Raw genomic sequence first — 19,873 nt, forward strand, 5'->3', positions numbered from 1 at the left:
GCAGTTTGAGTTCAAGGCGCGCGTTCTGGCGAAACACACCAAAACCACTTGCCGGACATGATTGCACACGGGGCATCCCTGGAATGCTGTACAACATTCGGTCAACTGCTTGATCCAAAAAAAATACTGGGTGTAGACTGGGTTTCCGGCCCTCGGACCACGCTGGGCGGCGGACGATGGCCCGGCCAGGTTCAAATGAACCCAGCACAGGAGGCAGACCCATGTATCGATTGCGACTGTTCGCGATTCGCAACGCCCGTGCGTTCGAGTGGATTTACAAATGTGTCGAACGGGGCATGGTCGCGATGGATCCGGTCTTTGCAAAGATCGGCTACAACCGCGTTGAACGCCCCATCGCGCTGGTAGAAAAAGGCGTCAAAAGTCTTTTGTTTGATTGCAAGATGTGCGGACAATGCGTTTTGTCTTCGACGGGTATGTCTTGCCCGATGAACTGCCCCAAGCAACTGCGCAACGGCCCGTGCGGCGGTGTACGTCCCGGTGAGTTCTGCGAGGTGAAGCCCGATATGAAATGCGTCTGGGCTTTGGCCTGGGACGGCGCCAGCCGCATGCAACACGGGGGCAACAAGATAAAAGAGGTTCTTCCGCCCGTGGAACACACGTTGAAGGGATCATCATCCTGGCTGCGGGTCAGCCGCGAGATCGCCGCACGGGAACGCGAGGCCCGGGACGCTGCCCGCGAAACGCTTGCGCAGGCGTTCCCGGAGGCGCGTGAAAACGAACCCTCTGCGGCACCTCTGGCTGCAGAACCCCCCAACGCGGTGAACCGGGAGCTGAAGAAATGAATGATGCCCATCGCAGCGAGGTCGAGCCGATCGGCTATGTGCCTGTTCCCGAGGGCTATGTCTCGCACAGTCGATTGGAAAGAGTTCTGCGTTCGGGTCGCTTTGCGGTGACTGCTGAACTTAACCCGCCAGACAGTGCTGACCCCGAGGATGTGTTTCAGGCGGCACAGCCGCTGGGCGAAGTGGCGGATGCGATCAATGCAACCGATGCGTCTGGTGCCAACTGCCACATGTCTTCGATAGGGATCTGTGCGTTGTTGACCCGCGCAGGGTATTCTCCGGTCTATCAGATTTCCTGCCGAGACCGGAACCGGATCGCCATTCAGGGGGATGTTCTGGGGGCTGCTGCGCTGGGCGTCAGCAACGTGCTGTGCCTGACGGGCGACGGTGTCGGGGTTGGGGATCAACCGGGCGCAAAACCTGTGTTTGACTTTGATTCCCTGACCTTGCTGCGGACGATCCGAACGATGCGCGATCAGGGAAAGTTTCTTTCCGGCCGCAAGATCACGCGCCCCCCTCAACTGTTTTTGGGTGCAGCGGAAAACCCCTGTATACCGCCCTATGACTGGCGCCCGGAACGTCTTGCAAAGAAGGTCGAGGCGGGGGCCGAGTTTATTCAGACCAACTATATCTACGACATTCCGCTCTTTGAAAGGTTCATGGACCGGGTTCGGGAAGCCGGACTGGACGAAAGAGTATTCATCATCGCGGGTGTCGGCCCAATCGCTTCGGCACGCGCGGCACGCTGGATGCGCAGCAATGTGCCCGGAATTCACATCCCGGATCATGTCATCGAGCGGATGGAAAAGGCCGAAAAGCCCGCGGAAGAGGGCAAGAAGATCTGTATCGAACTGATCCAGCAGATCCGGGACATCGCCGGTGTTTCCGGGGTTCACGTGATGGCCTACAGACGTGAACACGTGGTGTCGGAAATCATTCTGGAATCAGGTGCGCTGAAAGGGCGAAAAAGAACCCGTTCTTCCTGACGACCTTGTGTGCATTTGAGTGCCCAAACAAAAAAGGCGCCGGTCCGGCGCCTTTTGCGAGACTGTGTTTGCCAGTCAGTCGAACTTGCGCGACGGGGCAAGCACCATCGCTTCGCCGATCAGGACCTTCTTGCCCTCGACCGAACAATGGCAGTCCAGCTTGACGCGGCGCTTGGCAAAATCGATGTCGATCACTTTCACCTCGGCATAGACCATGTCACCCGGACGCACAGGTGCCAGGAACTTCAGTGACTGACCCATGTAAACGGTGCCATGACCCGGCAGTTGTTCACCAATCACGGCCGAGATCAGACCCGCCGTCAGCATTCCGTGGGCAATACGGCCTTCGAAGATCGTATCGCGGGCATAGTCGTCGTCCAGATGCACCGGATTCCGGTCGGTCGAGACCTGCGCGAACATTTCGATATCTTCATCCGTCACCACTTTGCGCAGGTGGCGGGACATGCCCATTTCGATGTCTTCGATACAGATCGTTCCGCGCGGAAGATTGTCCAACATGTTGCCCTCACTCGAAATCGGCCGTGAAAGAAAAAACCATCATTTGGCCAAGGTTGGCAACTTTATTACTTCGCAGTTGCAGAAAATCAAGTCTTTTCTTATTACCTCAAGCGCCCGATCGTGTAGGTTGGATTGATCTTTTCCCTTTCAATATAGGAGGTTAGAGATTCGTGGTGCGGATGATGCGACGTTTTTGTTTCTGCCGCGGCCAATCCGCCCGAGATGAACAGAGAATCAATGCCCTCTCCCATGCCGCCCAGAATGTCCGTGTGGGGGCCGTCGCCGATCACCAGAATGTCGCTGTCGGGGATGTCGTGCCCCAGTTCCTGCAACCTGCGGCGGGCCAGATCATAGATCGGGGGATGCGGTTTGCCGAAATACAGGCTCTCGCCGCCCATTTCGGTGTACAGCCTGGCCAAAGCACCGGCGCACCATTCGCGCACCTCGCCGCGGTCCACGACAATATCAGGGTTCGCACAAAGCAGTTTCATCCCCATCTGCTTGGCGTACAGGAAATCCGGCCGGTTCACATCCGGGTCGGCCATCGGGTCGAACGGACCGCAGCAGACAATACCCTCGGCTTCCTTCAGCGGCACACGCTCGATATGGATGGGGTGATCCAGCAGTTTCAGCGGTTCGAAAAAGCCCGCATCGCGCTGCCACTCGCCCATGAAGTAAACCTTGTGCCCCACAGCACCCCGGAACATCGCGGATCGCGCGGAATCCCCGCTGGTGGCGATGGTGTCATACGCGTCGGCGGGGACGTTGAATTGCACGAGCTGCTCTGCCACCCCGGCGCGAGGTTTGGGAGAGTTCGTGACCAAGACCACCAGTCCACCCTTGGCGCGATAGGCCTTCAGCGCTTCGACCGCCTCGGGGTAGGCCGTGATGCCGTTGTGAACACAGCCCCAAAGGTCGACGAACAATGCCTTGTAACGGTCCGAGATCTCGGAAAGCGAGGAAACGATCTGGGTCATGGGTGCCTCTGGGTCTGATATCGCGCTGGCGACAGCTATGGCAAAGCTTGGGCCCGAACACCATCCCGCATTCCCGTTTGCGCCAAGGAATGGGTGAATCTGCTACTCGTCTTCGGTAATTTTCGTGACATCCGGGGCCTGCTGAACGTTTTCCGTTCCCAGGATGATCTGGGCCCCGATACGCGGCTGATACCGGATAATGGCCAAGTATCCGGGTCCTAGTTCCTCCTCCAACACCCCGACCAGAGGGGTCTCACGCAGCTTGGGTGGCAGCAAACCGGCAATGGAAGAAACCTTGAACTGTGCTTCGGCCGGCAGATCGACGATCAGCCAAACCTCGGCCCGCTTGCGCTGAGCGTTGACGTCGATGCGGATGATTTCCACGGAAACCGGATCGGCCCATGCACGAATGGACTCGGCCAGTTGCGCCTCGGTCCGCGTTTCCAGATAACGGTTGTAGGTGGACTTCCCAAGCTGCAGGACGACGACGACCAGAAACGCGATCGCGACAAAGACGCTGGCGGTAAAGTTCAGTTTGCGCTTTCCCTTGCTGAAAACCACGGAGCGCGCGGCATAGACAAGATAAACCGCGCAGGCTGACAGAATGATCGCGCCAAGATTCGTTGCGAAAAGCAGCCCTGCCTCATAGGCCTCGGCGGGTTCGTCAAAATATAAAAGAATGCCCGAGGCCGACAGCGGGGGAACAAGCGAAACGCCGATGGCCGCGCCGGGTAGAAGGCTCAATTCGGATTTGTTGATCTGAACATAGGCCCCGGCCACACCGGCAGCGAGCGCGACGATCAGGTCTTCGGTGCCGGGATCGGTGCGCGCCAGGACCTGGTCGGGGATCAAAATGCCACGGGGAACATCTGCGACATAGACCAGAAACCATGCCATCATCACGCAGACAATGGCGGCCAGGCAAACCGTAAGCGCCAGCGTCACCGCGCGTTTCAACCATCCCATGACCATCGCGGCGGCCACCCCGAGGATCGGGGTCATCAGCGGCGCCACAAGCATGGCCGCGATCACGACAGCGCCTGAGTTGCGCAGCAAACCCATGGTGGCAATCACGACCGACAGCGTCAGCAACATTGCAAAACGTCGCCAATACGCCGCCTTGTCGGCACCTTCAAAAAGAAGGATGCTGCGGGTGGTGCTCAGTTTTCGTACGACCATTGCATTTACCTGACCTGGGATAGGCTTTTGACCCCCGGTCAGACTAACAACCGGCAACGCCTCCGCAAATGGCTGTCAGCAAAGAAAAAAGGCGCCCGAATTGGACGCCTTCATATTTGGGTCGCTTGAGGATCAGACCTTCAGGTTCGGAATGATCTGCTTTTTACGACTCATGATACCGGGCAGAACTACGGCGTCGCCGTCCACGGTTGCGCCAAAGCTTTTCTCGGCCACGGTTTTGACCAGATCATTGGGGACCAGCAGCGTGGCCTCTTCGTTCAGGATATCAACCACGAACAGCAGCACCTGCTCGACGCCGTCTTCCTTGGCAACGGCCACCATCGAGTCCGCCAGGCTGGCCTTGCGGTCCAGAACGACGCCGGGAGCGGTGGTTTCCAGAACCGAGACCCGGAATTTGGTGCCGTCGACCTCGTATTCTTTACTGTCCATGCGGATCAACTCGGCGTCCGAAAAGGACGAGACATCCGATTTCGCCGCGAACATGTCTGCGGCATATGCCGAAATGTCCAGCTCGAGCTCGGCCGCCAGACGTTCTGCAACCTCGCGGTCATGCGCCGTGGTGGTGGGTGAGCGGAATTCCAGAGTATCCGACAGAATGCAGGTAAGCGCGGCGCCCTTGATGGCGTCGGGCATCTTGGCCGCATCTTCGCCCATCAGATCAACCATGATGGTGGCGGTGCAGGCCAGGGGGCGCACTGTGATGTCGATCGGGCCTTTGGTTTCCAGGCCGCCGACCAGCTTGTGATGGTCGATGATGGCGCGGATGTCCGCGTCGTTGATGTTGGCCGGCAGTTCGGCGGGGTTGTTGGTGTCGACGATAACCACCGGCGTTTCCGCGGGCAGGTCCTCAAGGATCCGCGGCTTGGGCAGGTCCCAGTTTTCCAGCATGAATGTTGCTTCGGTGTTGGGTTCACCCAGCAGTACGGGTTCGGTCTGCTCACCCTTGACCTCGTTCAGGTACCACGACCACAGGATCGGCGAGCCTGTGGAATCTGTGTCGGGGGATTTGTGGCCAAATACTAGCGTCGTCATGTCAGTGTCCTGCGGAATGGAAATTTGCGCGCCTTATAGGGCGGCTAAAGGCCGTTGTCACGCCGCTGAGCACTGTCTGCGACGCTTGGTCTGAAAACCGCTGGGCCCGTTCAGAACTCGGCGCGTGTCAGAACGTATCCGGCTTCTTCCAGCTGATTCAGCAGGCCGTAATCATCGCTCAGGTGTCCCGCGCCGACTGCAATCACAACTGTCTGATCCCTGATGTCCAAAATCTGCGCCATCCAGTTGGCATTTCGCTGCACCAGCAATTGCTGCTCGAAATCCTGCCATTCCGTATCGAAGGCTTCGGGGCTCAGGCCCGACTGCTCCAGCCCCTGTAGGCGGGCAAGCTGTAAGATCTCGGCGTGCTTTTCTTCAAGATACGCGTTGGCCATGGTGGCCAACTGGTCTGCATTGCCCTGCATCGCCCCGGACAGGCGCACAAGCGACTCGACCTGTTTCTCAAGCGGATAACTGTCGAACATGGCCATAAGGTCTTCGATTCGTTCCAGCGAGTGCTGCGGGATACCTTTTTCAACGGCCAGATCGTTCAGGCGGGCGTCCATTCCATAAGTTGAATTCGGGTCCTCGATCATGCAGGGCGGAATGCTCAGCATCATGGTCAGGAACCACGGACGCATCTTCGCAGCCATCCAGCCGGGGATGCCGCGCTGGGCCAGGGCTGCGGACAGCGCATCCCAGTCGTTTTCCTCCATCAGATCGATCAACGTAGGGCCCGAGGTAATCATTACCGCACTCAGGTCGTTGGCCATCGTCTTTTCGAAGGCGTCCATGTCGTGCTGAGTGACTTCGAAATAAAAGGCGTCCGCTTTGCTGAGTTCGGGCGACAGGCGGTCAATCACGTCTTCCATGCGCGGATCGTAACTGTGCAACGTGCCGATGATGTGCAAAACCGTGTCGCCCTTGCGTGCAATCCAGTGATTGCCTTCGGGATAAGCGATCTGGCCCACTGCACTTTGCAATTTTGTCCGGGTTTCCTCGGGCAGTCGTGGCCGCAGGTCCACCCCCTCGCACGCGGCCTGAGCCGGGATCGGAAACAGAAGGAACGCAAGAAACGTGAGCAAACGCATGGGGCCAGCCTGAATGGTGTCAAGAAGTTGAACCCAGACTTAGGCACGCCACCTGCCGATGTTCAAGCCGCCCGTCTGGTATTCCCTGGCAATCTGCGTAGCATGGCCACATGAACCGCGAGCAGGATCTCTATCCCCCGGTCAAGGCGCTGCTGGAGCGTCAGGGATACACCGTCAAGGGTGAAGTCGGCGCAGCCGACATCGTGGCGGTGCGCGATGGGGATACGCCGGTGATCGTCGAACTGAAACTGCGGTTCACGCTGTCCCTGTTTCATCAGGCGATCACCCGGTTGAAACTCACCGATCTGGTCTATGTTGCCGTCTGCAAACCCACCGGCCGAACGGCCCGGCGGGCGCTGAAAGATAATCTGGCACTGTGTCGTAGGCTCGGCCTGGGCCTGATCACCGTGCGGGCTGATGGTACGGTCGAGGTTCAGTGCGATCCCGGCCCCTACGCGCCCCGAAAGAACAAAGCCAGGGCCGCACGGTTGCTGCGCGAATTCGACCGGCTGCAAGGCGACCCGAACGCCGGGGGCGCGACGCGCCATGGTATCGTGACGGCGTATCGGCAGGATGCGCTGAAATGTGCGGCCTATCTGGCCGAGAATGGCCCGTCAAAGGGGGCGGACGTCGCCAGATCGGTCGCGGTCCCGGTCGCCACCCGGCTTATGCGGGAAAACCACTACGGGTGGTTCGAGAAGGTTGAAAAAGGCATCTATGGGCTTACATCAGAGGGCGCAGAAGGGTTGAAGCATTGGGCCTATAGCTGGGAACAGGCTGACTGATCCATTTTGCAAAAAAATCTCTCACAAATTGTTGACTCGGACTTTTAGACTCCCTAGCTATGCGTCGTTATCACTCACACACCCCGAGTGCTAACGCCTCGTCGGAAGGCGGGGGGAGGATAGATAAACTTTGAGCCCAAGGAGCTACAAAGATGGCATTGAAACCGCTTCATGACCGTGTGCTGGTTCGCCGCGTAGAGAGCGAAGAGAAAACCGCAGGCGGCCTGATCATTCCTGACAGCGCAAAAGAAAAGCCAAGCGAAGGCGAAGTCGTCGCAACCGGCGAAGGTGCGCGCAAGGACAGCGGCGAACTGATCGCAATGGCTGTCAAGGCTGGCGACAAGATCCTGTTCGGCAAATGGTCGGGCACCGAGGTTCAGGTCAACGGCGAAGAGCTGCTGATGATGAAAGAAAGCGACATCATGGGGATCATCGAGTAAGCGCGCGCTTTCTCTGATCTTCATTTCAAATCAATTTCTCAAGGAGAAACGACATGGCTGCAAAGGACGTCAAATTCGACACCGATGCCCGCAACCGTATGCTGAAGGGTGTGAACATCCTGGCCGACGCGGTTAAAGTGACCCTGGGCCCCAAAGGCCGCAACGTGGTTCTGGACAAATCCTTCGGCGCGCCGCGCATCACCAAAGACGGTGTTTCGGTTGCCAAGGAAATCGAACTGGAAGACAAGTTCGAAAACATGGGCGCGCAGATGGTGAAAGAAGTCGCCAGCCGCACCAATGACGAAGCCGGCGACGGCACCACCACCGCAACCGTTCTGGCACAGGCGATCGTAAAAGAAGGCCTGAAGCAGGTTGCAGCTGGCCTGAACCCGATGGACCTGAAGCGCGGCATCGACCTGGCAACTGCCAAGGTTGTTGAAGGCATTAAAGCTGCTTCGCGCGAAGTCAAAGACTCGGCAGAAGTCGCTCAGGTTGGCACAATCTCGGCCAACGGCGAAGCGGAAATCGGCCAGCAGATCGCAGACGCGATGCAGAAGGTTGGCAACGAAGGCGTTATCACCGTCGAAGAAAACAAAGGTCTGGAAACCGAGACCGACGTTGTCGAAGGTATGCAGTTCGACCGTGGCTACCTGTCGCCTTACTTCGTCACCAACGCAGACAAGATGATCGCAGAGCTCGACGACTGCATGATCCTGCTGCACGAAAAGAAACTGTCCTCGTTGCAGCCGATGGTTCCGCTGCTGGAGCAAGTGATCCAGTCGCAGAAACCGCTGCTGATCATTGCCGAGGATGTTGAAGGCGAAGCGCTGGCAACTCTGGTTGTCAACAAACTGCGCGGCGGCCTGAAAATTGCTGCTGTCAAAGCACCTGGCTTCGGCGATCGCCGTAAGGCCATGTTGCAGGATATCGCAATCCTGACCGGCGGTCAGGTTATCAGCGAAGATCTGGGCATGAAGCTCGAGTCCGTGACCATGGACATGCTGGGCACCGCCAAGAAAATCGAAATCACCAAAGACGAAACCACCATCGTCGACGGTGCTGGCGAGAAAGCCGAGATCGAAGCACGTGTTGCTCAGATCCGCACCCAGATCGAAGAAACCACCAGCGACTACGACCGCGAGAAGCTGCAAGAGCGCGTTGCCAAACTGGCAGGCGGTGTTGCCGTTATCCGCGTCGGCGGCATGACCGAAGTCGAAGTGAAAGAGCGCAAAGACCGTGTGGACGATGCTCTGAACGCAACACGCGCTGCCGTTCAGGAAGGCGTTGTTGTGGGCGGTGGTGTTGCTCTGGTCCAGGCCGGTAAAGCACTGGAAGCTCTGAAAGGTGCAAACGCCGATCAGGACGCAGGTATCAACATCGTTCGCAAGGCAATCGAAGCGCCGCTGCGTCAGATCGCCGAGAACGCAGGTGTCGACGGCGCGGTTGTAGCCGGCAAGGTCCGCGAATCGTCGGACGCAGCATTCGGCTTCAACGCGCAGACCGAAGAATATGGCGACATGTTCTCGTTCGGTGTGATTGACCCGGCCAAAGTGGTTCGGACTGCTCTGGAAGACGCTGCATCGGTTGCTGGCCTGCTGGTCACCACCGAAGCAATGGTTGCCGACAAGCCGGCCAAGGAAGGCGCGGCACCTGCCGGCGGCATGCCCGACATGGGCGGTATGGGCGGCATGATGTAAGCACGTCGAATTCGCCCCGGCGAATTCTGACGACCCGACAGGCGCTTGGCGATATCGCCAAGCTGCCGATAGGGAAGCCGTATAGCTTAAGAACGGGGTCGCCTTCGGGCGGCCCCGTTTTGTGTTGACAGTTCTGTTTTCAAGGCGTGTTTAGACGCTGCTTTGTCCGGCGCCGGATGTCTGTTCCCACAACCTTCGCGAAAGTGAGTGTGCAAATCCCGCCCAAACGGCTATGCGGATGGCATGAGATTGTTTTTGCTCACCGCCCTGACCATGTGTGCCTTTGCGGCGAACTCCATTCTGAACCGGTTGGCCATCGACAGCGGAGCCAGCGATCCGACCGGATTTGCCATCGTTCGGGTTTTGGCGGGGGCCGTGGTCCTGGCCGCTCTTGTGCTGGCACGCGGAGGGCGCCTTCCGCTGCGCAATCGAAGGCGGATCATTGGCGCGGGGTCGTTGACGCTCTACATGATCGGATTTTCAATCGCCTACCTGACGCTGGATGCAGGCTTGGGTGCATTGATTTTGTTCGGCGTGGTGCAAATTACGATGTTTTCTGTCGGCGCATTGACGGGTGCTACTCCGACCGCCCGGCAGGTGGCAGGGGCAGGGGTTGCGCTTGCAGGTCTTGCCTATGTGCTGTGGCCGAATGGCGCCGTTCAGGTCGACTTGGCTGGCGCGGCTTTGATGGCCGCCGCCGGTATTGGTTGGGCCCTTTACTCTATAGCGGGTCGATCAGAAACAAACCCGCTGGAGGGAACGGCCGCCAATTTCATCGTCGCATTGCCGTTGACTGCCCTGGCGATGCTTGCCGGCGGCAGCGTCTGGCAGATGAGCGGGGCGGGATATCTGCTGGCCGTCCTGTCCGGCGCGGTAACATCCGGGCTTGGCTATGCTTTGTGGTATCGTGTTTTGCCTCAATTGGCCCCGTCCGTGGCGGCTGTCGTTCAACTCAGCGTGCCGGTGATCGCAATTCTCGGCGGTGTCGTCTTTCTGGGCGAGATTGCCGGAGCACGGCTGATCATCGGCGCCACGCTTGTTTTGGGCGGTATCGCGCTGGCCGTGCTGCGACGTCATCGGGGCTAGGGCTTTTATCAAAGGCTGATAGGCTTTATCTGGCGGTTATGAAACTTTTGATTGCCTTGCTCTTCTGCCTCGTTCCTGCCGCAGCCAGTGCGAAATGTGTGATTCTTCTGCACGGTCTCGCGCGCACCGAGGCCTCGTTTACCGTGATGGAGCAGCTGTTCAAGGCGCATGACTATACCGTAGTGCGCCACGGGTATCCATCGACCGAAATCGGTATTCCGGAACTGGCAAGGCAAACCATACCGGACGCGCTTGCGGCATGTGGCGATGACAAAGCCAATGTCGTTGCGCATTCCATGGGCGGTATCCTGTTGCGCTATTGGCTCAAGGACCATCGGCCCGAAAACCTGGGTCGTGTCGTCATGCTCGGCCCGCCCAATCAGGGCAGCCAGTTGGTCGATGAGCTGAGCGCATGGGAAGTGTTTGGGTATCTGAACGGCCCGGCGGGCCTGCAATTGGGCACAGGTCCCGAAGGCATTCCGCGCCGCCTGCCGCCGGTGGATTTTGAACTGGGGGTGATCGCGGGTGAGAATTCGCTCAACCCGCTGTTTTCCTCGCTGATCGACGGGCCGGATGACGGCAAGGTTTCGGTTGAAACCACCAAGGTCGAAGGGATGAAGGATCATCTTGTTCTTCCGGTGACCCACACGTTCATGATGAACAACCCGCGGGTTATGGCACAGGCGCTGCATTTCATCGAATTCGGCCAATTCGATCGGCAGATCACCTGGCTGGACGGCGTGATGGAGATAATCGACGAGATCTGCATCGGGCAGGATTGCTCGGAACCTGACTCGGAGCCCACACAATGACTTTTCTGGATCTGACGTTGACCGGCGCAGAGGTTCTGTTGCCGCAGGATGGGCTGTTGCGCTGCGATCTCTCGATGGCGGAGGGCGTTATTCAGCAAGATCGGACCGGGCGCAGGGTTGACCTGACCGGTTATCTTGTCCTGCCCGGTATCGTCGATCTGCACGGGGACGGGTTCGAACGCCACATCGCCCCGCGCCGGGGCGCAATGAAGCAAATGAACGAAGGTATTCTGGCAGCCGACGCCGAACTGGCCGCCAATGGCATCACCACCGCGGTGCTGGCGCAGTTCTACAGCTGGGAAGGTGGCGTGCGCGGCCCCGAGTTTGCCGCGCAGGTATTTCGGGCCATCGCTGCGGTCAAGAACAGCACCGTCACGGATCTGATCCCACAATTGCGGTTCGAGACCAACATGCTGGAGGACTACGAAGGTCTGGCCCATCGTATCGCCGAATGGCAGGTGCCCTATGTGGTGTTCAATGATCACCTGCCGCATGATCGTTTGGCGCAGGGCAAAAAGCCGCCGCGCCTGACCGGGCAGGCGTTGAAGGCCGGACGCAATCCGGATGCGCATTTTGAGATGCTGCTCAATATGCATGCCCGCAGGAACGAGGTTCCCGCTGCCGTCGAAGCACTCAGCGCCGAACTTGTCTCAATGAGGGTGCGTTTGGGCAGCCATGATGACGCGACCGCCGAGACTAGGGCATGGTGGCGCGACCGGGGCGTGCGCATTGCCGAATTCCCCGAAACGCTTGAAGCCGCCGAAGCCGCGCGTTCTGCCGGGGATCACGTTATCCTCGGTTCTCCCAACGTCGTGCGGGGCGGATCACACAAGGGGAACGCAAGCGCCGTCGAACTGATCGCCATGGGGCTCTGTGATGCGTTGGCCTCGGATTATCACTATCCCAGCCCGCGCCGCGCGGCGCTGATGCTGGCCAAAACCGGTCTGCTGGATCTGGCCAGTGCCTGGGCGCTGGTCTCGTCCGGCCCCGCGCGGGTGCTGGACATGCAGGACAGGGGCACGCTCGTGCCGGGAAAACGCGCGGATCTGGTCATCCTGGATGCGGACACCCATCGCGTTGCAGCCACCCTGGCCGGTGGGCGCGTCAGTTACATGTCAGGCGACATCGCCGCCCGGTTTCTGGATTAGGCACCGCAAAACCTTCATCTTTTCCCAAATACTCTCGCCGAAGGCGTCGCGCGCAGGCGCAATAGCCTCAACGTTTGATGCGGTTGAAGTGCCCCATCTTGCGCCCGGCCTTTACCTCGGCCTTGCCATAGAGATGCAGCGCCACATCCCGCTCGCGCGCCAGCTCAGGCACGCGGTCCATGTCGTCGCCGATCAGGTTCTCCATCACCACGTCCGAATGGCGCTGCCCGTCCCCCAAAGGCCAGCCCGCCACCGCGCGGATGTGCTGTTCGAACTGATCGACAGCACAGCCGTTCTGCGTCCAGTGGCCCGAGTTATGCACGCGCGGAGCGATCTCGTTCACGATCAGTCCGCCGGGTGTCACGAACAGCTCAACGCCCATCACGCCGACATATTCGAGAGCGTTCAGAATATTGGCCGCCAGCAGGATGGCATCGGTGCGCTGGGCGGGGGACAGGCGGGCAGGGATGGTGGTGGTGTGCAGGATACCGTCGCGATGCACATTCTCACCCGGATCGAAACAGGCGACCTGACCGTCCAGACCGCGGGCCGCGATGATCGACACCTCGTGCGAAAAATCCACAAACCCTTCCAGAATGGCCGGTGCCCCGGCCATATTGGCCAGAGCGGCCTCGGCATCCTCAGGCTTGCGTAGCCGGGCCTGCCCCTTGCCGTCATAACCAAAGCGACGGGTTTTCAGGATGGCGGGTGTCCCGATCTGTTCGATCGCCGCATTCAGGCTGTTCAGGTCGGCGATATCCGCAAACGGGGCCGTCTTCAGGCCCAGCTCTTGCAGAAATGTCTTCTCGGTCAACCTGTCCTGGCTGACCCGCAAGGCCTCGCGCCCGGGGCGGATCGGGCGGTGCGCTTCCAGAATGTCCAGCGCTTCGGTCGGGATGTTCTCGAACTCGTAAGTGATGACATCGACCGCATCGGCAAAGGCTTTCAGCGCGTCTGCATCGTCATAAGCCGCGATGGTGACGCGATCCGCAACCTGCCCCGCCGGCGGGTTCGCACCCGGCTCATAGATATGGCTGACAAAACCCAGCCTGGCGGCTGCCACGGACAGCATCCGGCCCAGCTGACCACCCCCCAGAATCCCGATCACTGCACCTTGGGCGAGCATTTCCGCCATCTTCAACTCTCCAAACGTTTGCCAATTGCCCCAAGCGCGGAACGCAGCGCCTTGTGCGCGCGCCCGTCTTTCAGGGCGTCCGTCATTTGCAGGCTCAGCGTGCCCTCCGTCGCCAGCGCGTCACGCTCCTGCGCTAACCGCCCGGAAGTGCCTTTTTCCATCGAGGCCAGAAAACCCGCCATCAACTGCGTTGTATAGAACTCGGCCCCGTCCGCATCACCGGTTGCGTCACCCAGCCATTCGGCACCCGTTGCCATCAGGTCCAGAATGCCGGGAACCATGGCACAAATGGCGAAATGCGCGTTCAGCGCGGCTTCATCCGCAACCTTGATCACCGGGTTCTCGGGCTCGAACAGTTCCGCCAGCAGGCGATCATTGCCAAAGGCGGCCATCGGGCAGCCGCCGGTTTCCAGAAAACCCAGCGGGATGGTCTGCACGAAATCCGACGCCGGGGCGCAAAGCGCGGCCAGATGCTCGGCCGAAACCGCCGCCATGACCGACACGATCTGCTGATCGGCGCGGAATGTCAGCGGGTTCAGAGCCTCGGCCGCGATATGCGGGCGCAGGCACAGGAACACGATGTCCGAGGTGTCAATCACGGCCTGAGGCGCAGCGACGGTCACGCCCAGTTCGGCCTTCAAGGCGGCTGAAACCTTGGCGTTGCGCTCGGTCACGCTGATCTGGTGCCCCTTGGCGGCCATCAGCCGCGCAATCGGCGCGGCGATATGGCCGGTGCCGATAAAGCCGATCCGGCTCATCCCTGCGGTTCCTGGGGGATCGAGGCTGACAACGCGTCACGCCAGCTGTCCAGCCGTTCGGCCAAAGCATCATCCTGCAATGCAAGAATGCCCGCCGCCATCAGGCCGGCATTGGCCCCGCCGGCGGACCCGATCGCCATGGTCGCCACCGGAAATCCCTTGGGCATCTGCACGATGGAATACAGCGAATCCACGCCCGACAAGGCTCGGCTCTGCACCGGGACGCCAATCACAGGCACCCGCGTTTTCGACGCCATCATGCCCGGAAGATGCGCAGCCCCACCTGCACCTGCAATGATCACCTGCAACCCACGCGAAACAGCGGTTTTGCCATAGTCCCACAGCCGGTCCGGCGTGCGGTGGGCCGATACGATGCGTGCTTCGTAGGCGACGCCCAGTTCGTCCAGAATATCCGCGGCCTCCTTCATCGTGGGCCAGTCCGACTGGCTGCCCATGATGATCCCCACTTTCACATCGCTCATCCGCATACGTCCCCGCGCTCAGAAAGAGCGCGCACTATAGCCAAATCCGGTTGGCTGGCAATGCGGTACAGGGCGTTCAGGCGATGATATCGGGCGTCAGGCGGTCTTCGATCAGGCGGATGATGTCTTTCAGGCGCAGTTTCTCTTTTTTCAGGCGCCGCAAGGTCAGTTGGTCGGCCGTTCCCTTGTCATGCAATGCCTGAATCGCCTCGTCCAGATCGCGGTGCTGTCGGCGGAAGACCTCAAGCTCAACACGCAATACTTCATCTGTTTTCATCGAAAGATCGGTAGGCGCGTTCATTGGCGACTCGAGTTGGTTGTGGTGCTTGGCCAACAAGATAGTGTGTCAGACGTTATCGCGCCAGACCTTGTGGACATCCTGGTTTCTTCCCATATTCTATTGCAGGCGGTTGCCAGAACGGGGCCGCACACCACGTCGCTTTTACAAAGAAGGACGAAAATACGTGTCGAAACTTACTCTAGGCTCATACCCGCATCTTTTGGGGTTCGAGCAGTTGGAACGCCTTCTGGAACGGTCTGCAAAGGCCGGAAATGAGGGATACCCGCCCTATAACATCGAACAGACTTCGGATTTTTCCTATCGCATCACTCTTGCGGTGGCCGGGTTTGCCGAAGAGGATCTGTCAATCACGATCGAGGATCGCCAGTTGGTGATCCGGGGCCGTCAGCGCGACGACAGCGAGGGGCGCATCTTCCTGCATCGCGGCATTGCGGCGCGTCAGTTCCAGCGCATGTTCGTGCTGGCCGATGGCGTCGAAGTGGGCGAGGCGATCATGGAAAACGGTCTGCTGCATGTGGATCTGACCCGCGCCGTGCCGGAAACCGTGGTTCAGACGATCAACATACGGAAGGGGTAAGAGCAATGAATACACCGATTGAAATCAACGCCCAGGGCAACCGTATTGTCTATGTCAAAACGGTTGAAGTATCTGAATTGCCTTGGGAAGTTCGTGAACAGGCCGGCGATCTGGATCAGCTTTACGCCGTCCACGATTCCGACGGGCAGCAACTGGCGCTGGTCGCTGACCGCAAGCTGGCCTTCGTGCTGGCGCGCGAACATGACCTGTCTCCGGTGGCGGTTCACTAGGCGGCCTGAAACACTGCTGAAAAAACGTGACATTCTCCGCCTATGCAGTGATCGTGCCACAAATGCTAAAGCAGGAGTGGCTTCATGGGCTGGTTTGACTTTGACTGGGTGGACGCCTTCAGTGATCGCGCCTTCGGTGGCAACGGATGTGCCGTCGTCCATGAAGGTGCGCGCCTGACGCAAGAGGTCTGCATGGCCTATGTGCGCGAAACCTCTCTGGTCGAATGCACCTTTACCGGGCCGTCCGACGTGGCCGACATCCGCGTCCGCTACTTTCTGGCCAGCCGCGAAATTCCCTTTGCGGGGCATCCGACTATCGCCACCGTCGCGGCGATGCGATTCCGCGGCATGATCTCGGGCGATGGTCTGACGCTGGAAACCGGTGCCGGCCTGGTGTCGATCCGGTTGCAGGGGGATCAGATCGAAATGACTCAGGTCGCACCGCAATTCGGTACGCACGTTCCCGCGGAACTGGTGGCGGCAGCGGTCAGTCTGCCAACGGGAGCCATCATTTCTCCGCCTCAAATGGTTTCGACCGGCTTGCCGTTCTGCATCACTGTTCTGCAGAATCATGCGGCCTTGCGGGCCGCTCAACTGGTTGAAGGCCCGTTGCGCAAAGTGGCTGAAACTGCGGGGTATTCCGGCTCGGACATGGCCGAGCCGTTTCTTGTCACGCTGCAAGGGGCAACCGATGAGGGGGATACGTTTTCGCGCCTTCTCATGGCACCGCCCAGCCCGCCCGAAGATCCGTTTACCGGGTCTGCCACCGGTGCGATGGCCGCCTATTTGTGGAAACATGGCTTGATGCAAAAGGAAAGCTTCATCGCCCAGCAGGGTCACGATATGGGCCGCCCCGGGAAGGCCGTCGTCACGCGTGTCGGCCCGCCTGATGCGATGACGGGCATCAGGGTTTCTGGTCAGGGGCATATCCTGATGCGCGGGCAGGTCGACCTGCCGGAAACGCCGACACACTAGGCGGGCGTTGACCAAGGGCTGACCCGCGAAACCCTGGCCGGATGCGACGGGCTACATCCAGGCCAACCGCAGAATCGGGGCCGTACTTGGTTCGATCCCATGTCGTTTGCACAACCTGTCCAGATATGACCCTGAAACCGGCAGCCCGCCCATCCGGTTGGCCATCAGTTTCTTTTGGTGGCCGTAGATGTGTACCGAATGCACGGTTTCGGTTTCGATTTCGTTCGTCGCGATGCGCGGATCGTGTAGCTTCCACAATTCCTCCTGCGCCAGCGGATAAAAGGTTTCAGCAGTCATGGCATGGCGGTCCTCTGCCGTCTGGCGCAGGAAATGGCCAAAGGCTTTGGGCCCCGAACTGGCCCAGGGCAGGGCTTCGATGCCCCAGCGTTCCCCTCTTGCGGTTCGTTCCCGATTGTGGCGCTGCAATCTGCGTCCACGCCAGGGTTGGGACGGGTTAGACGACATGACAAATTTCAGCATCTGTTCCAGGGTCGCCGATCTTGTGGGCAGGCGCAGCACACCCGTCGGGAAGTCGCCCCGCCTGGAGCGACCGAACACGAAATCCGTCGAAAAGTCGAACGCCCGTACGCAATAGGCATCCAGATCGACCCAGATCACCTCGCTTTGCCGCATCAAGTGCAGCCGGAAAATATCCGAGAAGACGGCAACGCCCTGCCTATCTTCGGCATCGACCACAAAAGGTGGCGGCCAGAAAACGTCGCTGGCAAGGCGGGTTTCGACACCTGCCGGAATGCCTTTTACCTCGTGCGCGACATAAAGGACGAAGCGGTGGCCATGATCCAGAAAGGACTGAAGGCAGAGTTGCTCTAACCAACTCAGATCGGATCCAAACCAGAAACTGGCAATGGTCGGAGACTTGTTCGTCATCTCAGTTTCACACCCGCCTTGAGGTCCTGAAAAGCATCAGGACCAGCGGCAATTGTCAATTGGCGACCAAAAAAGGAACGGCCCCCGGAATGACCGGGGACCGCCAAACAAGGTCAGATGAGACCGTTATCCGTTTGCTGCGATCAGGCCCATGCTTTCCAGTTTCAGCAGCACCTGATGGGCGCAGTTGTCGACCTCGACATTTTCGGTCTCGACCCGCAGCTCGGGGTTCTCCGGAACATCGTATGGGTCCGAGATGCCGGTGAACTCCTTGATCTTGCCCTCGCGCGCCAGCTTGTACAGACCCTTGCGGTCGCGGCGTTCGCATTCCTCGATGCTGGTGGCCACATGAACCTCGCAGAAGGCACCGAACTGTTCGATCTCTTCCCGCACGGCACGGCGCGTGGTGGCATAGGGCGCGATCGGGGCGCAGATGGCGATGCCGCCGTTCTTGGTGATCTCGGAGGCCACATACCCGATGCGGCGGATGTTCAGGTCGCGGTGTTCCTTCGAGAAGCCCAGTTCCGAACTGAGGTTCTTGCGCACGATGTCGCCATCCAGCAGCGTCACCGGGCGGTCGCCCATCTCCATCAGCTTGACCATCAGCGCGTTGGCGATGGTCGACTTGCCCGAGCCCGAAAAGCCGGTGAAGAAGACGGTGAAACCCTGCTTGGAGCGCGGCGGGAAGCGGCGGCGCAGTTCCTCGACCACTTCGGGGAACGAGAACCACTCGGGGATTTCCAGCCCTTCACGCAGGCGGCGGCGCAGTTCGGTGCCCGAGATGTTCAGGATCGTGACGTTGTCCTTGTCGAGAATCTCGTCATTCGGTTCGTACTGGGCGCGTTCCTGCACATAGACCATGTGCTTGAAATCCACCATTTCAACGCCGATTTCGTCCTGGAACTGTCGGAACAGATCCTGCGCGTCATAGGGGCCGTAGAAATCCTCACCTTTGCTGTTCTTGCCGGGGCCCGCGTGGTCGCGGCCAACGATGAAGTGGGTGCAGCCGTGGTTGGCGCGGATCAGGCCGTGCCAGACGGCCTCGCGCGGGCCAGCCATGCGCATGGCCAGGTTCAGCAGGCTCATCGAGGTGGTCGAGGCGGGGTACTTGTCCAGCACCGCCTCGTAACAGCGCACACGGGTAAAGTGATCGACGTCGCCCGGTTTGGTCATGCCCACGACCGGGTGGATCAGCAGGTTGGCCTGTGCCTCTTTGGCGGCGCGGAAGGTCAGCTCCTGATGCGCGCGGTGCAGTGGATTGCGGGTCTGGAAGGCCACGATGCGGCGCCAGCCCAGCTTGCGGAAATAGGCGCGCAATTCATTCGGCGTGTCGCGGCGGCCACGGAAATCGTAATGCACGGGCTGTTGGATTCCGACCACCGGTCCGCCCAGATAGACCTTGCCGGCCACGTTGTGCAGATAGTTCACCGCCGGGTGAGCGTCGTCATCAGCGCCAAAGACCTTCTCGGCCTCGCGCGCCTTGTCCGGGGTCCAGCGGTCGGTCACGGTCATGGTGCCCAGGATCACGCCTTCCTGATCGCGCAGAGCGATGTCCTGCCCAAGTTCGATCCGATCCGCGAAGTCTTCGCTGACATCCAAAGTGATGGGCATTGGCCAAAGCGTTCCATCGGCCAGGCGCATATTCTCGACCACATTGTCGTAATCTGCTTCGCTCAGAAATCCCTTGAGCGGGTTGAACCCGCCATTCATCAGCAGTTCCAGGTCGCAGATCTGACGCGGGCTCAGATCCCAGCTGGTCAGGTCGGCCGCTTCCACCTTCAGCTTCTGCGCCGAATCGTATGACACATACAGTTCGGGGATCGGGGCCAGATTGCTTAACATCGTCATTGGAATTCTCTTGTCGCAGTGTTGATTTGCCAGTGGATATCGGGCGGTTTCGAGGCGTTTGCACCGGCTGACAGGCGAAGTCCACAGGCGGGAATGTAACAAA

General features: G+C 59.6%; 22 protein-coding genes. 11 read left to right on the plus strand and 11 right to left on the minus strand.

Going from position 1 to position 19,873, the window contains the following annotated elements; genetic code table 11:
* Positions 1-221 precede the first annotated feature (221 nt).
* Positions 222-803 (plus strand): methylenetetrahydrofolate reductase C-terminal domain-containing protein, encoded by a 582-nt coding sequence (locus I9184_RS00365; protein WP_171634484.1) that lies wholly within the window; start codon positions 222-224, stop codon positions 801-803.
* Positions 800-1,789, plus strand: a complete 990-nt coding sequence (locus I9184_RS00370; RefSeq protein WP_209832260.1) for a methylenetetrahydrofolate reductase — start codon at positions 800-802, stop codon at positions 1,787-1,789. The genes I9184_RS00365 and I9184_RS00370 overlap by 4 nt, the downstream gene beginning before the upstream one ends.
* Positions 1,790-1,864: 75 nt before the next feature.
* On the opposite strand, the gene I9184_RS00375 is transcribed toward I9184_RS00370, so the two are convergent.
* The 5 genes from I9184_RS00375 to I9184_RS00395 all read right to left on the minus strand — a co-directional run bounded on the left by I9184_RS00375 (position 1,865) and on the right by I9184_RS00395 (position 6,608).
* Positions 1,865-2,308, minus strand: a complete 444-nt coding sequence (locus I9184_RS00375; RefSeq protein WP_117872517.1) for a MaoC family dehydratase — start codon at positions 2,306-2,308, stop codon at positions 1,865-1,867.
* A 101-nt stretch (positions 2,309-2,409) separates the two neighbouring features.
* Entirely contained in the window at positions 2,410-3,285 is an 876-nt protein-coding gene (locus I9184_RS00380) for a TIGR01459 family HAD-type hydrolase (RefSeq protein WP_171634481.1), read from the minus strand.
* A gap of 102 nt (positions 3,286-3,387) precedes the next feature.
* Positions 3,388-4,464: a DUF389 domain-containing protein gene (locus I9184_RS00385; protein WP_171634479.1), complete on the minus strand. Its 1,077-nt coding sequence runs from the start codon at positions 4,462-4,464 to the stop codon at positions 3,388-3,390.
* Between the two features lie 132 nt (positions 4,465-4,596).
* Positions 4,597-5,517 carry a manganese-dependent inorganic pyrophosphatase gene (locus tag I9184_RS00390; RefSeq protein ID WP_171634476.1) on the minus strand — a complete coding sequence of 307 codons (921 nt, stop codon included), beginning with the start codon at positions 5,515-5,517 and terminating at the stop codon, positions 4,597-4,599.
* Between the two features lie 110 nt (positions 5,518-5,627).
* Positions 5,628-6,608, minus strand: coding sequence for a TraB/GumN family protein (locus I9184_RS00395; protein WP_209832261.1), 981 nt, complete (start codon positions 6,606-6,608; stop codon positions 5,628-5,630).
* Between the two features lie 110 nt (positions 6,609-6,718).
* Here I9184_RS00395 and I9184_RS00400 point away from each other — a divergent pair, with 110 nt between their 5' ends.
* The 6 genes from I9184_RS00400 to I9184_RS00425 all read left to right on the plus strand — a co-directional run bounded on the left by I9184_RS00400 (position 6,719) and on the right by I9184_RS00425 (position 12,576).
* Positions 6,719-7,393, plus strand: a complete 675-nt coding sequence (locus I9184_RS00400) for a DUF2161 family putative PD-(D/E)XK-type phosphodiesterase (RefSeq protein WP_209832262.1) — start codon at positions 6,719-6,721, stop codon at positions 7,391-7,393.
* Between the two features lie 152 nt (positions 7,394-7,545).
* The gene (gene groES, locus I9184_RS00405; RefSeq protein ID WP_010441779.1) at positions 7,546-7,833 is read left to right on the plus strand and encodes a co-chaperone GroES; all 288 of its coding nucleotides are present in this window, start codon (positions 7,546-7,548) and stop codon (positions 7,831-7,833) included.
* Positions 7,834-7,886: 53 nt separating this feature from the next.
* Positions 7,887-9,530: a chaperonin GroEL gene (gene groL, locus I9184_RS00410; RefSeq protein ID WP_171634470.1), complete on the plus strand. Its 1,644-nt coding sequence runs from the start codon at positions 7,887-7,889 to the stop codon at positions 9,528-9,530.
* A gap of 243 nt (positions 9,531-9,773) precedes the next feature.
* Positions 9,774-10,616, plus strand: coding sequence for a DMT family transporter (locus tag I9184_RS00415; RefSeq protein WP_171722745.1), 843 nt, complete (start codon positions 9,774-9,776; stop codon positions 10,614-10,616).
* A gap of 38 nt (positions 10,617-10,654) precedes the next feature.
* Entirely contained in the window at positions 10,655-11,428 is a 774-nt protein-coding gene (locus I9184_RS00420; protein ID WP_171722746.1) for an alpha/beta fold hydrolase, read from the plus strand.
* Positions 11,425-12,576 carry an alpha-D-ribose 1-methylphosphonate 5-triphosphate diphosphatase gene (locus I9184_RS00425; RefSeq protein ID WP_209832263.1) on the plus strand — a complete coding sequence of 384 codons (1,152 nt, stop codon included), beginning with the start codon at positions 11,425-11,427 and terminating at the stop codon, positions 12,574-12,576. Before I9184_RS00420 ends, I9184_RS00425 begins: the two co-directional genes overlap by 4 nt.
* A gap of 67 nt (positions 12,577-12,643) precedes the next feature.
* Here the strand turns inward: I9184_RS00425 and I9184_RS00430 are convergent, their stop codons facing one another.
* The 4 genes from I9184_RS00430 to I9184_RS00445 all read right to left on the minus strand — a co-directional run bounded on the left by I9184_RS00430 (position 12,644) and on the right by I9184_RS00445 (position 15,252).
* Entirely contained in the window at positions 12,644-13,711 is a 1,068-nt protein-coding gene (locus tag I9184_RS00430; protein WP_209832264.1) for a 5-(carboxyamino)imidazole ribonucleotide synthase, read from the minus strand.
* Positions 13,712-13,713: 2 nt separating this feature from the next.
* On the minus strand, positions 13,714-14,469 hold the full coding sequence (locus I9184_RS00435; protein ID WP_209832265.1) for an NAD(P)-binding domain-containing protein: 756 nt from the start codon (positions 14,467-14,469) through the stop codon (positions 13,714-13,716).
* Positions 14,466-14,951 (minus strand): 5-(carboxyamino)imidazole ribonucleotide mutase, encoded by a 486-nt coding sequence (purE, locus tag I9184_RS00440; protein WP_209832266.1) that lies wholly within the window; start codon positions 14,949-14,951, stop codon positions 14,466-14,468. The genes I9184_RS00435 and purE overlap by 4 nt, the downstream gene beginning before the upstream one ends.
* Positions 14,952-15,027: 76 nt before the next feature.
* A complete protein-coding gene (locus tag I9184_RS00445) occupies positions 15,028-15,252 on the minus strand; it encodes a DUF465 domain-containing protein (RefSeq protein ID WP_152458986.1) in 225 nt (74 codons plus the stop codon).
* Positions 15,253-15,415: 163 nt separating this feature from the next.
* Here I9184_RS00445 and I9184_RS00450 point away from each other — a divergent pair, with 163 nt between their 5' ends.
* From I9184_RS00450 to I9184_RS00460, 3 genes are all read left to right on the plus strand, one after another.
* Complete coding sequence (locus I9184_RS00450) at positions 15,416-15,829, plus strand: Hsp20 family protein (protein WP_058275530.1); 414 nt, start codon at positions 15,416-15,418, stop codon at positions 15,827-15,829.
* Positions 15,830-15,834: 5 nt separating this feature from the next.
* On the plus strand, positions 15,835-16,059 hold the full coding sequence (locus I9184_RS00455; protein ID WP_209832267.1) for a DUF1150 family protein: 225 nt from the start codon (positions 15,835-15,837) through the stop codon (positions 16,057-16,059).
* An 84-nt stretch (positions 16,060-16,143) separates the two neighbouring features.
* A complete protein-coding gene (locus I9184_RS00460; protein ID WP_209832268.1) occupies positions 16,144-17,034 on the plus strand; it encodes a PhzF family phenazine biosynthesis protein in 891 nt (296 codons plus the stop codon).
* A gap of 51 nt (positions 17,035-17,085) precedes the next feature.
* Here the strand turns inward: I9184_RS00460 and I9184_RS00465 are convergent, their stop codons facing one another.
* Together I9184_RS00465 and I9184_RS00470 are read right to left on the minus strand one after the other, a co-directional pair.
* Positions 17,086-17,922, minus strand: coding sequence for a hypothetical protein (locus tag I9184_RS00465; protein WP_209832269.1), 837 nt, complete (start codon positions 17,920-17,922; stop codon positions 17,086-17,088).
* Between the two features lie 126 nt (positions 17,923-18,048).
* The gene (locus tag I9184_RS00470; RefSeq protein ID WP_209832270.1) at positions 18,049-19,770 is read right to left on the minus strand and encodes a bifunctional sulfate adenylyltransferase/adenylylsulfate kinase; all 1,722 of its coding nucleotides are present in this window, start codon (positions 19,768-19,770) and stop codon (positions 18,049-18,051) included.
* Positions 19,771-19,873: the final 103 nt, after the last annotated feature.

Source organism: Ruegeria sp. HKCCE3926, from assembly GCF_017872515.1.
Taxonomy (GTDB): Bacteria; Pseudomonadota; Alphaproteobacteria; order Rhodobacterales; family Rhodobacteraceae; genus Ruegeria.